Source organism: Spirochaetota bacterium (assembly GCA_004297825.1).
Classification (GTDB): Bacteria; Spirochaetota; UBA4802; order UBA4802; family UBA5368; genus FW300-bin19.
Window position 1 is genome coordinate 131010 of the sequence record SCSX01000015.1, and the last position, 13153, is coordinate 144162.

11 protein-coding genes are annotated in these 13153 nt (G+C 58.9%); 6 read left to right on the top strand and 5 right to left on the bottom strand.

The window, feature by feature from the left end:
* Positions 1-80 precede the first annotated feature (80 nt).
* Genes EPN93_03115 through EPN93_03135 form a run of 5 tightly spaced genes read left to right on the top strand, consistent with a single transcriptional unit; the run spans position 81 to position 5432 of the window.
* Positions 81-1718: an anaerobic glycerol-3-phosphate dehydrogenase subunit A gene (locus EPN93_03115; GenBank protein TAL39080.1), complete on the top strand. Its 1638-nt coding sequence runs from the start codon at positions 81-83 to the stop codon at positions 1716-1718.
* On the top strand, positions 1715-3007 hold the full coding sequence (gene glpB / locus EPN93_03120) for a glycerol-3-phosphate dehydrogenase subunit GlpB (GenBank protein ID TAL39081.1): 1293 nt from the start codon (positions 1715-1717) through the stop codon (positions 3005-3007). The genes EPN93_03115 and glpB overlap by 4 nt, the downstream gene beginning before the upstream one ends.
* A 6-nt stretch (positions 3008-3013) precedes the next feature.
* The gene (gene glpC / locus EPN93_03125; GenBank protein ID TAL39082.1) at positions 3014-4216 is read left to right on the top strand and encodes an anaerobic glycerol-3-phosphate dehydrogenase subunit C; all 1203 of its coding nucleotides are present in this window, start codon (positions 3014-3016) and stop codon (positions 4214-4216) included.
* Positions 4217-4240: 24 nt separating this feature from the next.
* The gene (locus tag EPN93_03130) at positions 4241-4660 is read left to right on the top strand and encodes a YjbQ family protein (protein ID TAL39083.1); all 420 of its coding nucleotides are present in this window, start codon (positions 4241-4243) and stop codon (positions 4658-4660) included.
* A gap of 1 nt (position 4661) precedes the next feature.
* On the top strand, positions 4662-5432 hold the full coding sequence (locus EPN93_03135; protein TAL39084.1) for a TatD family deoxyribonuclease: 771 nt from the start codon (positions 4662-4664) through the stop codon (positions 5430-5432).
* Between the two features lie 181 nt (positions 5433-5613).
* Here EPN93_03135 and EPN93_03140 read toward each other — a convergent pair whose 3' ends face one another.
* Together EPN93_03140 and EPN93_03145 are read right to left on the bottom strand one after the other, a co-directional pair.
* On the bottom strand, positions 5614-6462 hold the full coding sequence (locus EPN93_03140; protein TAL39085.1) for a hypothetical protein: 849 nt from the start codon (positions 6460-6462) through the stop codon (positions 5614-5616).
* Positions 6408-6767 carry a hypothetical protein gene (locus EPN93_03145; GenBank protein ID TAL39086.1) on the bottom strand — a complete coding sequence of 120 codons (360 nt, stop codon included), beginning with the start codon at positions 6765-6767 and terminating at the stop codon, positions 6408-6410. Before EPN93_03145 ends, EPN93_03140 begins: the two co-directional genes overlap by 55 nt.
* Before the next feature lie 369 nt (positions 6768-7136).
* On the opposite strand from EPN93_03145, the gene EPN93_03150 reads away from it, so the two are divergent.
* A complete protein-coding gene (locus EPN93_03150) occupies positions 7137-8297 on the top strand; it encodes a class I SAM-dependent RNA methyltransferase (protein ID TAL39087.1) in 1161 nt (386 codons plus the stop codon).
* 26 nt (positions 8298-8323) lie between these two features.
* Here the strand turns inward: EPN93_03150 and EPN93_03155 are convergent, their stop codons facing one another.
* From EPN93_03155 to EPN93_03165, 3 genes are all read right to left on the bottom strand, one after another.
* Complete coding sequence (locus tag EPN93_03155; GenBank protein ID TAL39088.1) at positions 8324-8707, bottom strand: response regulator; 384 nt, start codon at positions 8705-8707, stop codon at positions 8324-8326.
* Positions 8708-8835: 128 nt separating this feature from the next.
* The gene (locus EPN93_03160; GenBank protein TAL39089.1) at positions 8836-11730 is read right to left on the bottom strand and encodes a HAMP domain-containing protein; all 2895 of its coding nucleotides are present in this window, start codon (positions 11728-11730) and stop codon (positions 8836-8838) included.
* A gap of 31 nt (positions 11731-11761) precedes the next feature.
* Positions 11762-12913 (bottom strand): response regulator, encoded by a 1152-nt coding sequence (locus EPN93_03165; protein ID TAL39090.1) that lies wholly within the window; start codon positions 12911-12913, stop codon positions 11762-11764.
* Positions 12914-13153: the final 240 nt, after the last annotated feature.

Here is a 13153-nt window from a genome sequence, read left to right on the forward strand (position 1 = left end):
ATTATTGCATTTTAACGGATATTGTTGCGAGAATGCCGTTCTTGCTGTAAAATGATGTACTGCGCAAGACCATTTCCTGAATGAAACGAATCGATACAGAAGCCATTGTAATAGGGGGCGGGGCGACCGGCTGCGGAATCCTACGCGATCTCGCGCTCAGGGGCATCAAGGCCGTGCTCATCGAGAAAAACGATATCGCCTCGGGTACCACGGGACGCAACCACGGCCTGCTCCACTCGGGCGCGCGCTACGCGGTGAACGACCTTGAGTCCGCGCAGGAATGCATCGCCGAGAACAGGATCCTCAAGAAGATCGCGCGGCACTGCATCGAGGACACCGGCGGTCTCTTCGTGACGCTTCCCGACGACGACCCGGGCTATCATCGCAAGCTCATGGAGCATTGCAAGTACGCCGGCATTCCCTGCGAAGAGCTCAGCGTCGGGAAGGCCCTTAAAATCGAACCCAACCTTAATCCCAACGCTCTGTCCGCCCTCAGGGTCCCGGACGGAACCATTGATCCGTTCCGCCTGGCCGCCGCGAACATCCTGGACGCGCAGGAGCACGGGGCGAAGGTACACACCCACACCTTCGTCACCGCGATAATACAGGAAGGCGGCACCGCGACGGGCGTGCACTGCCACGACACCAGGACGCGCGAGGATTTCGAGATTTTCGGCCGGATCATCATCAACGCGTCGGGGGTATGGGGTCAGCGCATCTGCGCACTCGCGGGAATCGAGCTCAGGATGTTCCCCTCCAAGGGTGCCATGGTCATAATCGACTACAGGCTCAACAGCGTAGTCGTCAACCGGTGCAGAATTCCCTCTGACGGCGACATCATCGTGCCCGGCGATACCGTGTCCCTGATCGGGACGACCTCGAAAAGGATCGAGTACAGCCAGATCGAGGAGCTCAACGTCGACGACGGCGAAATCGAGGTGCTGCTCGCGGACGGCGAGAAGCTCATCCCGAACCTCTCCCGGACCCGGGTCCTGCGCGCCTACAGCGGCGTACGTCCCCTGATCGACGTATCGGGCGACGTGGACGGGCGCACTATCAGCCGCGGAATCGTGCTCATCGACCATGCGGCGCGCGACGGCGTGGAGGGACTCGTGACCATCGCCGGGGGCAAGCTCATGACCTACCGCCTAATGGCCCAGATGGCGGTCGACCTTGCCTGTAAGAAGCTCGATGTTTCCCGGAAATGCTCGACACACCGGGAGCCCCTCCCCGGCTCCGAGCTCACGATGCTCCCGTCGAAACATATCAAGTACTTCACCGGCATCCCGCAGTCGGTGGTCGGGTCCACCCTGTACCGCCACGGCGAGCGGGTCCGGCAGATCCTGAGCCTCTCGAAGCACAACTACGCGCTCATCTGCGAGTGCGAAATGGTGTGCGAGGGGGAGGTCGAGTACGCGATTCGAAACCTTAACGTGAAGGACCTGGTGGACCTTCGCAGGCGCACCAGGATAGGCATGGGTCCCTGCCAGGGGGAGCTGTGTTCCTACCGCGCCGCGGGCCTGTTTACGCGGCTCAAGGTGGCGACCTCCGATGAGTCCAACGGGATGCTCATCGATTTTCTCGAGGAACGCTGGAAGGGGATGAAACCGATACTCTGGGGGGACGGGCTGCGCGAGGCCGAGTTCACGTACTGGATATACCAGGGGCTCTTTGGCCTGGGCGATGTCGCCATGCGCGGAGAAGAAGGCGATAAATGAATTACGATTGCCTGATAATCGGCGGCGGCATATCGGGGCTCACCTGCGGGATCAGGTGCCAGTCCGCGGGCCTGTCCACCGCGATACTCTCGGCCGGTATGAGCGCGCTTCATTTCTCCTCCGGTTCGATCGACCTTATCGGCTACGACCGCGCCCGCCGCATCGTGCATTCGCCCTTTGAATATCTGAAGGAGTTCACGGGCGCTATGCCCGACCACCCGTACGCCCACTGCGGCGTCGATACCGTGCGCGAGGCGCTCGTCTTTCTCCGCGACACGTTGAAGGCGGAAGAGCTTGAAATCTACGACAACGGCGAACGCAACCACTTTCACGTCACCGGCATGGGCACCCTTAAGCCCACCTATTTTTCGCAGAGAAGCGTCTTCAACGATTCGATACGTCAGGCCTTCGAGCGGAGGGCGAAGATCGCGGTGCTCAATTTCGAGGGATACCGCGACTTTTACCCAGAGCTGGCCATAAGCAACCTCTTGAAGAACGAGCTCTTTAAAAACGTCGAAATCGTTACCGGGAGGCTCGTGTTCCCGGATTACGGGGACCCGGAAAAGAACCCCTTCGAATACCGTTCCATCGACATCGCGCGCATATTCGATACCATCCAGTACCTGGACGAGATTGCGGAGCAGATCAAGCGGGAGGCGGGCGACGCCGAATTCGTGGCGATGCCGGCCTTCATCGGGATCAACAATTACAAGAAGCACCACCAGATTCTGCAGATGCTCACGGGCAAGCTCATCTATGAAATTCCCACGCTTCCCCCTTCAATCCTGGGGATGCGGCTGGACGATGCGCTCAAGTCCCGGTTTGCCGACCTGGGGGGCGTGTTGATCGCCGGCGACAAGGTTATGGGGGGCGACTTCCTCGACGGGGTGCTGGATCACGTCCACACCCAGAATTACGGCACGACCCGCCTGCGGGCCCGGGCGTTCGTGCTCTCGACGGGAAGCTTTTTCAGCGGCGGACTGGTGAGCGATTCCGGCGGGATGCGGGAACCCGTGCTCAATCTTCGCATGAGCGCGACCTCACCGCGCAATACATGGTATTCCCCCCAGTTTCTCGATCGCAAAGGCCACCCGTTCTTCGAATTCGGCGTGGAGACTACCGGGAAGCTTAATCCGTTCGACGCGGAGGGGAAGGTGATCGAAAACATGTTCTGCACGGGGGCCATCCTCGCGCACTACAATCCCATAGGGGAAGGCTCCGGTGGGGGTGTCGCCGTTTCAACCGGCTATTACGCGGCGAACCAGATAATCAAGGCGTGCGGTAAGTAAGGGCTCATGATAGATCTCGAAAATATCAGCTTCGACCACTGCATCAAGTGCACGGTGTGCACCATCTATTGCCCCGTGGCCAGGGTCACGCATCATTTCCCCGGGCCCAAGCAGTGCGGTCCCGATACGGAACGCCTGCGCATCAAGAACCCGGAGCTCCTGGACGATTCCCTGCGCTACTGCACGAACTGCAAGCGCTGCGAGATCGCATGCCCGTCGAACGTCAAGATCGCGGATATTATCCAGAGCAGCAAGTGGAAATACTTTAAGAAGAAATTCCGCATCAGGGACTATTTCCTCTCCCATACGGACCTGATTGGAAACACCGCGGTAAAGTACAGCGGAATCATGAATTTCTTCACGGCACTGTCGCCGGTCAAGTTCTTCCTGGACCAGGTGCTGCTCATCCCCTCAAAGCGCATCTTCCCGAAATACGCCCGGGGCACATTCCGGAAATGGTTTAAGAAATTCGCCCGGAAGAAACAGTCCGCTTTCGGGACGCACGTCGTGTATTTTCACGGCTGCTTCGTCAACTACAACGAGCACGGCCTGGGCAAGGACCTCGTGAGCGTCATGAACGCCATGAATATCGGCGTCACGATACCCAGGGAGCGCTGCTGCGGGGTGCCGTTGATAGCGAACGGATATATCGAAAAGGCGCGCAAGAACGCGCGGTTCAATATCAACGCCCTTCGAAAGACAATTGAAGACCCGGGAACGCGCATCGTCACCACCTCGTCGAGCTGCGCGTTCGCGCTCAAGTACGAATACGCGAACCTGCTTGAAATGGACAATTCCTCAATATTCAACAACCTGAACTATATCACGCGCTATATCTACGACCAGTTCCAGGCGGGCAACGTGCCTCCCATGAAACCCGTGACGATTCGCGCCGCGTACCATTCCCCCTGCCACCTGGAGCGCATGGGCGGCGTCATCTACACGATAGACGTGCTGCGGCGAGTTCCGGGACTGGATCTCCAGATACTGCATTCCGAATGCTGCGGGATCGCCGGGACCTACGGCTTTAAAAAAGAATACTACGACGTATCGCAGAAGGTCGGCTCCGCGCTGTTCAAGCGAATCGAAAAAGCGCGCCCCGATTTCGTGATCACCGACTGTGAAACCTGCAAATGGCAGATCGAGATGAGCACCCCCTACAAGGTGCTTCACCCGGTCAGCATTCTCGCGCGCGCGTTCGAAAAATAATTTACCAGAAGCACGGGAGGGACCATGAAATCTTTCACCGAGCACCTCACCTTCACCACCGGGAAAAAACGCGAGTACCTCAACATCACGGGGAAGGTGCAGGAACTCCTGGCGAAGAGCGGTATCCGCGAGGGCCTGTGCCTGGTAAACGCCATGCACATAACGGCCTCGGTATTCATCAACGACGCCGAGGAGGGCCTTATCCGGGATTTCGACGATTTCCTGGAGCGGCTGGCGCCCCACGAACCCGTCTCCGCGTATCGGCACAACCGGACCGGTGAGGACAACGGTGACGCCCACATCAAGCGGACCGTCATGGGACGCGAGGTGGTGGTGGCGGTCACGAAGGGCGCGCTCGATTTCGGCCCGTGGGAGCAAATCTTCTACGGGGAGTTCGACGGCCGGCGGCCCAAGCGCGTGATGGTCAAGATAATCGGGGAATGACATGCGCCTGGTGGACGTGCATTGCCACCTCGAGAGCGATTATTTCAGGGACTCGCTTGAAACAATCCTGCGCGACGCGGCCCGGGCGGGCGTCGTGAGGCTCATCACCTCCACCACCGGCCCTGACGAATGGGAACGCTCCGCCTCGATCTCCGCCCGTTTCCCCGAGGTGAAATTCGCCCTGGGCATACACCCGTGGTACTGCAAGCCGGAGGACTTACCCTTCATCGACGAGCTCGCCTACGCGCGCGACCGCGGCGCGATCGCGCTGGGAGAGATAGGTCTTGATAGCAAGATCGAAAATTCTGATTTCGAGCTCCAGAGGCTTTTTTTCGAGCGCCAGCTCGCGATCGCCAGGGACCTCGACCTGCCGGTGGTGCTCCACTGCCGCGGGGCGTTCGACGCCATGCACGCCGCGTTCCGGAAAATCGGCGCACCCGCGCGCGGCGGCCTCCTGCATTCCTTTTCCGGGAGCGTGGAGATCGCCGAGACATTCATGAAGCACGGCATGATGTTTTCCTTCGGGGGCGCGCTCACCTTCCGCAACAGCAAAAAGAAGGCCGCGGTTTTGAAACGGGTCTATCCCGACCACATGCTCCTCGAAACCGACGCGCCGGACATTCCGCCCGTCGAGTCCCGGGAAATGCCCAATGTCCCCGCGAACATCAGGTACAACCTGCGCGCCGCCGCGGAGATCCTGGGTAAAAGCGAAGAAGAGATCGCCGAAACGACCACCATGAACGCATCCCGCCTTTTCGGCCTGGGGCTCTGACCCCTTGACCTGCATTCGCGGCGACGCATCCCGAGCATGGCCATGCCGCTTTTTACAGGTGACGTATCGGACGAGGAGCCCATTAATAGAACTGAGGTATGGTAATTGCAGGGTGGCGAACGCGCGGGAAGGCCCGGAAAACCATTAAGGTATTGTGGGGTCCGATACTGCCGGCTGCATCCTAATGATTCGCGGTTATCCCCAGGCCGGAAAGGATGGTCACCACCTCGTACGTGGACAACTCGGAGAAGAGCACGGGAATGTTTTCCCGGAGCGCCCTTTCCAGAAAATCGCCCCCGGGCTTGATCCCGCCCGAGATGATGATACCCGCATGCTCCTTCAGGCTCGCGACCGCGATGCCGTTCGGGTGGGCGAGGATGGTGATCCAGATATTGCCCTCGCGCGAATTGGCGTTCACGTCGCTCAGCATGTCGCCGGCGAATCCACCGGTCACGTTTCGCGTGAGATCGATTCCTTCCGTCAGGAGCGTAAAATTCGTCCTGGTAAGGACCTCTTCCATGGTTATGTTCATCGGTTCCCTCTTCTGGTCGGGATTGAGCAATACTTCGATCTGCAGCGTAGTGCCGATTCCGGGCAGCGAATGCAGGAACATCAGGTCCGAGTTTTTCTTGATGTTCGCGAGCCCCATCCCCGCGCCGAAACCGAGCCGCTTGATCTCCTCGGATGCGGTCGAGTATCCTTCTTTCATGGCGAGCGCGATATCGGTGATCCCCTGGCCCGAGTCCTTGACGACGATTTTAATCCTGTCGTTAAGAAAGTAAATCCATAAATATCCGTAATAGGTGTAACATGCGAGGTTGATCTCCGCTTCGTAGGTGATGATCGCGATGCGCTGGATGACACCCGGATCGAATTTATTTTCCTTGAGCACCCGCTTTATGGAACTCGAGATCCTGCCCGCGTTGGAGAAATCGCGCCCGCGGAGCATGTACACCTGGAAGGGAATCATGCCCCTCAGTCCACCGTCTGGCGCGAGGCGCCCACACCCGCGGTATACATCCTGCCGCATGCCTCGAACATTATGCACTTGGTCCTGAGCAGGGGAATGTTCCTGCGCTTCGCCAGTTCGACGGTTTCAAGCTGGGGAACCTTGCCCCTGACGAACACCACGCCGACGAGGTCCAGTACCTCTACCGTGCGGATAACCTGCGGGTTCGTGAGGCCCGTTATAAAAAGCGCGTTTGGCTTGGAATACGCGAGCACATCGCTCAGCAGGTCCGAGGCGAAGGCGGTTTCGACCTCGGTGGTTTCGAGAAGCTCTTCCCCGAAAATTATATCTGCGTTCAGCAATGTCCTGATTTCCGAAAGTTTCATGTCCGTTCAACTTCCTGAGTATTAATAGGTTTTTCCCGGCCCGCACCTTTCCGCCGGTTCCGCCCGCATTCTATATGTCTGGAGCGAAAAGCCCTTTCAGCGCCGTTTCGCCGGGCAGCACCCCCTGTTCCTGGTTCGGGCGACCCGTGGCGGACGTCGCACTACTCTAAGATGCGGGCTGTACCTGTCAAGTATCTTTGCGCGTATACACCTGTCCGGATCGATCCTGACGTCGTGCCGTCTCCCTGAATTCACGCGCAGCCCCTAAAATGGGCCAATGGGCGTGCCTGCGCCTGCCGGGATTCCGGCCATTAAATAAATCTTGCCTTCACAACGCGCATAAAGATAGTTGTCGGCTTACGGGTATGGATGAATAATTTTCTGGACATTCGGATCGCGAGCCTGGTCTACGGCGGACACGGCCTGGGTTTCCCGGACGGCAGGGCCGTGTTCGTACCGGGAACGGCCCCCGGCGACCTCGCCAGGATTCGCATCGTCGCGGAGAAAAAGGGGTATGCGTTCGGCGAGGTCGTGGAGCTGCTTGAAGCCTCGCCCTCGAGGATTGCGCCCGAATGCCCGAATTTCGGGCGATGCGGGGGGTGCGAGTACCTGCACCTCGACTATGACGCGGAGCGTGCCGCCAAACAAGCCATCCTGACAGAATCCCTGGCCCGAATCGGCAAAATACAGCTTCAGAGTATCCCCGAGATCGAATCGGTCTCCGGGGAGCGCTTTCGTTACCGCAGCCATGCCGTTATCAAGACCGATCTCCGGGGACAGGCCGGTTTCTTTGCACGGCACTCTCATGATATCGTTCCTTTTCCGGAGGGAGGGTGCCTCCTGCTGGCCGGCAGTATCGGCCCCCGCCCGCCCTTCGCCGCTGCCGGACACGCCGGGGAGATGTGCGTCGCTTTCGGTGACAACGGCTCGATCATTCCCGAACGGGAGGGAGCGGTTCTGCGGGAACACGCGTGCGGGATCGTGTACGAGCGCGGGCATCGGGATTTCTTCCAGGCCAACCGCTATTTACGCGAAAAGATGCTCGGGATCGTAGGGAATTACGCCACGGCGGTACCGGGAGACCCGGGCGGATTCTGCGACGCGGGATGCGGCGTGGGATTTTTCGCCCTCCACCTCGCGCGCGCCGGATTTTCCGGGACCGGCTTCGATTCCTCGACCCGGCTCGTGCGGCTGGCGAGACGCAACGCCGCGCTGAACGCCATACGGAACGTCACGTTTGACGCCCACGGGTTTTCGTCCATGACCGGTTCGCTCCGCGGGAGGAAGGTGCTCGTGTGCGATCCGCCGCGCGCGGGACTGGACGCGAAGGCGCGGGGTATCGTGCGCGCGCTGCTCCCCGCGGGGATCGTCTACGTCTCGTGCAACCCGGCTGCGTTCGCGCGCGATTGCGCCGATTTCGTATCCGCGGGTTACGCGCTCAGGGCGCTCACGCTTATCGACATGTTTCCCGGCACGTATCATATCGAATCCATCAGCCTTTTCGTGCGCGGGGACGAGCGTACCCGGTAGCGCGTTTCCGGAAATTATCGTTTCTTTCAGGGAGTCGAGAGAAGGCGTTCGACGGTTTTTGCGACGATGCCAAGATCGACCAGCGGTTTTTTCAGGATATCGCCGGCGCCTATTCCCATCGCGGCCAGGGTCTCAGGAAGCACATATGTCGCGGAGCCCGTGTGAATAACGTACCGCATGGAGGGATCAAGGACGTGGGCCTTCGCGATGAATGCGTTTCCGTCCATTCCCGGAAGCCTCATGTCGACGATGCACAGTGCGAACCGCTCATCCTTCATGCGGATGAGGGCCTCCTCGCCGCTCGCGCATACGGCCGCCGCATATCCCTGGTCCTCGAGATAAGCCCTGAGATTGAGCCGGACGATTTCCTCGTCATCGACGATCAGCAGTTTTGCGCCCGTTCTCTTCATGGTGCCTGGTCCAGGTCCTCCCCGCGTCATCCCGAAATCACCGGCTTCCTGTATTCGTCCTTGTGCGCCGCGGCGCGTTTTTCGTCAAACCAAAATTTGGCGCCGATACGTCCCGTTTCCCACGAGGCTCAGGACCCCCCGGGCCCGCCTACGCCCGAGGGAAGCACGATCACGAACTTGGCCCCCCTTCCCGGCAATGACTCGACGGTCATGATCCCCTTGTGGTTGTTCGTTATGATGAAATACGAGACGCTGAGCCCCAGCCCCGTGCCGTGCCCGGTCTTTTTGGTGGTATAGAACGGCTCGAAAATGCGTTTCCGCACGTTCTCGGTCATGCCGGGACCGTTGTCCTCGATCTCGATCCGGTGGAAGCCGCCCTCGCGCCCGAGCCTTATTTTTATCTGGGGCGCGTCCTCCCCGTATGCTTTTTCACCCATTGCGTGCGCGGCGTTCTTTAAGAGATTAAGCAGAACCTGTTCGATCTCCGTGGCCACGCATTGAAGCGGCGGGAGGGCCGGCTCCACTTCCCATATTATCCCGATATGCTTGAAATCGTATTTCCTGTTTATGTCGAAGTCATGGGCCGCGATTTCGATCGCCTTGCGGGCCAGCTGCTCGACACCGACGGACGTCATGACCGGTTCCCCTTCTCTTGAAAACGCGAGCATGTTCGCGACTATCCGGGAGGCCCTTGCCCCCATCTCGCGTATTCCCGCGAGCAGCGTCAGTATGTCGCGTTTTTCAAGGTAGGCGTTAACAAGCCCCAGGTCGAGTCCCAATCCCGCCGCCGCGTCCGTATTTGCCGGGAGGGCCGGGGAAAAGCGCCTGATGACGTTTTCCGCCCCCATGAGAATGCCGCCCAGGGGATTGTTGATCTCATGCGCCATCCCCGCGGCGAGTCCCCCAAGCGAGAGCATTTTCTCCGACTGTACGATCATTTCCTCGAGTTTGACCCTGGCCGTGATATCATCGAGCCTGATTACCGCGCCTTCGATGTCGTCGGCCATGAGGGGGAAAATCATGACGTCGAAGTAGCGCGGGGTTCCCTCTTCTTCCGTTCGAATTCGTTCCGGGGACTGGGCCGTTTTCAGCCAGATCGCGTTCCTGACCCTTGCCGCCTGGGCCTCGAGGAAGGGAAATGCCTCCCCGAACATGCGGCCCGCGGAGAGCGCCCCGGCGAATCCAGAAAACCTTTCCGCCTCGCGGTTCCACCGCGTGATCCTGCCGTCGGTATCGACGCTCAACAGAATAGAGGGCATCGAATCGATCACATTCTGGAAATAATAGCGCATCCTCATCGCGTCCCTCTGCGCCTCGCTTACGGATGCGACCATGTTATTGAAGGAGCGCGAAAGATAGCCGATCTCGTCCTCTACCAGGACGGGGACCTGGGCCTCCAGGCGTCCCTCGTTCACCTTTTTCACACCGTCAAGGAGCAAGCGCAGCGGCCTCACGATCGCCCGAAGAAAGAAGAAGGGAAACACCGTAACCATGAGCAGGATAATTCCGCCCAGGAGCGCGATGAGCCTCACTGCCGGAACGTGAATCTGCGCCCGGTATTCCGCATAGGAAAATCCTCCCTCATACACCATGCCCGCGAATCGGTCTATGTACACATAGCTCAGGTAGTGATTATCGTCCGGACCACTCCGGTACATGCGCGTATGCACATCCGGGAGCGGCACGAAATACGCAATGGCCTCCGCGCGAAGCGAACCGGCATCCTGCGGCAGGGAGTGTAATCGGCGCCGGACCACGTTGGCGAATATTTTTTCCGGGCCCTGCATGGTTTCCAGGTACGCATCCGCGCGCTCCCTGAAACCTGCTTCAGGAATCATCGCGAGCTTTTTGCCGTGATAGGCGATGCGGGCGCACAGCTTTTCCAGGTGGCGGGCGGGCGTGGTCGTCTCAATGGTTCCGGCATGCGCGCTCAACAGCGCGGCATACGCCTGGAGGTACGGGGGCGCAATTTTCGCGAAAGAATGCAAAGCGGCGCGCGCGCCCTCCCCGTCCAGCCTGCCCAGGCGATCGTGTAAATCCGCCAGGACAAGGTGCGACTGAATGCGCGCGGGGTCCCAGGGATGCGGTGCTCCCGATTTCAATACCGTACCTTCTCCGGTGCCCGGGTCGTAGCGGTAGAGGTAGCGCATTTCGGCGGGGAAGTACCCGCGTTCGCCCACTGCCCGTCTCAGCTGTTCCATCTTCACGCCGTCGATGAGCTGTTCCCCGTACCGCCAGACTATATAGACGAAGCCCTGAAAGAACAGCAGGAAGGTAACCATGCTGATACCCGCTATCTTGGCCATGATGGAGCTCCGGTCCGGCGTCACGTTTACATATACCGTGAGCATCAGGAAAAAACCCAGTACGGTCACCAGGTTCCAGGTCACCTGGAAATATTCTCGGTCGATCGTTCCCTCGCGGCTCAGAACGTTCGCGATCGCGGGGGCCACGAGTATGACCATCATGCTCGCCAGGATGAGCACGACATACAGCCTGTTTTTCCCCGTCGAGGTCATGATGCGCCAGATCCCCGCGGCCAGGACCATCGCGATATTCGCCATGATCACAATCCCGATCAGGTAGCTGAGCCTGTCCGCGTCGAAATCCCAATATTGACCGTCGAAATGATATATCCTCGGCAGGTCTGTCGTTTTCCAGAAAAATACCGCATCCACCGCGATCGAGATAGTCCATTGCGCGGCACACGCGATTCCGGCCAGCCTGGTCCGTTCCGGATGCGGAAAATAGAAAAAGAACCTGGTCATGTAAATGATTCCCGGGATAACGGCAAACACGGTGATCCAGCGGTGATACGCGGCAGCGGGATGATAGACCGAGGAGGCGAAGAGATAGCCCATGTTCTGAAGCATGATGAACAGGTAGACGAGAAGAAGGTGGATGGTCGGCCTGGACTTTCTGGGAATGAGGACAAGGAAGACGACACCGGCGATGTTGAAGGCGGTGGCGATGAAGGCGCCAATCGAGAAATAATTGAGATACAGGAACTCCTGTGTTTCCATTTATTCGCCGCCTTCCGCTCCCTGGCCCCTTTCAGGCCCCAAGGGGTATCCTTCCCTCGAACCCCGTTTTATGCGAGTCCAGGGTATAACCCTTTTCGCGGAACAGCCGCACGCAGGCGTCCACCGCGGCCGGATCGTAATACGAATTTTTTTTCGCTATGATCTCCTCAATGGCTTTATCGATACCGAGCGCGGGGCGGTAGGGCCGATGCGAAGCCATCGCCTCGACGACGTCCGCGACCCCGATGATTCTCGCTTCGAGCAGGATATCTTCCCCCTTCAGGCCGCCCGGGAACCCGGACCCGTCCATGCGTTCGTGGTGTTGTAAAACAATGCGGGCCACGGGCCAGGGGAACTCGATCTCGCGAAGGATCTCCCAGCTCACCTCGGGATGGGTTTTCAGCATCATCGATTCTATCTCGGTGATCCCGGAGGGCTTGCACAGTATCTCGATGGGCACCGATATTTTTCCGATATCATGCAGCATGCCGGCGACGAATACCCCTTGCAGGCGATCCTCGTCCAGGCCAAGCTCCTCGCCTATCGCCCGCGCGAGCTCCGCCACGCGCCGCTGGTGTCCGCCCGTGTACGGATCCCGAATCTCACCGATAAGCGAGATCGTATGTACGATGCCGGTGATGGTTTTTTGAAGTGTGGTGATTGATTTGCGGAGTTCCTCCTCGACCTTCCAACGTTCGAGGATTTCCTCCTTGAGCATGTAGTTTGTTTCCCGCAGCTCCGCGGTGCGCTTCTTTATCTCGTCCTCGAGGTGCTCTTTATAAATACGGTTTTCCCGGAGAAGGGAGGCGCGCTCAAGGCTCTTCATTATGGAGTATTTAAGAACCTCCATGTCCTGTATCGGCTTGGTGACGAAATCCCACGCGCCCAGCCTGAGCGCCTCGATCGCGTCCCGCATGATGCCGGTACCCGATACGATTATCACGGGTATTTCCGGCGCCTCCACCGCGACGTGGCCCAGCACCTGCAGCCCGTTGATCTCCGGCATCCTCAAGTCCACCAGCACGAGGTCCGGTTTTTCGGCCCGAAACATGTCCAGACCCTCACGCCCGTTCGCCGCCTGCAGCACGGAGAATCCATGATCCTCCAGGTATGCCGCAATATTTATCCGAACTATGTCCTCATCCTCTATCGTAAGAATCCGCGCTGGCGTCTCCTGTGCCATGATGAACCCCTCTCTGCAGATATCTTCAGTCCGTTCCCCGGCAGCCGCCCCCTGCAACCCAGCGTGTACCTGTTTAACGCTCCTTTCACCCTGTTCTTTTACTCCATAGTTAATATAGTTTAACCTCGGGTTGGTATCAAAATATTTTACCTATCCAGCCCCCTTGCCGGAAAATACCCGCAAAAGCCGCGGGATGCATATATGCAGGAATTTTTATCCCTTCCCTAAATGGGGCTTGCG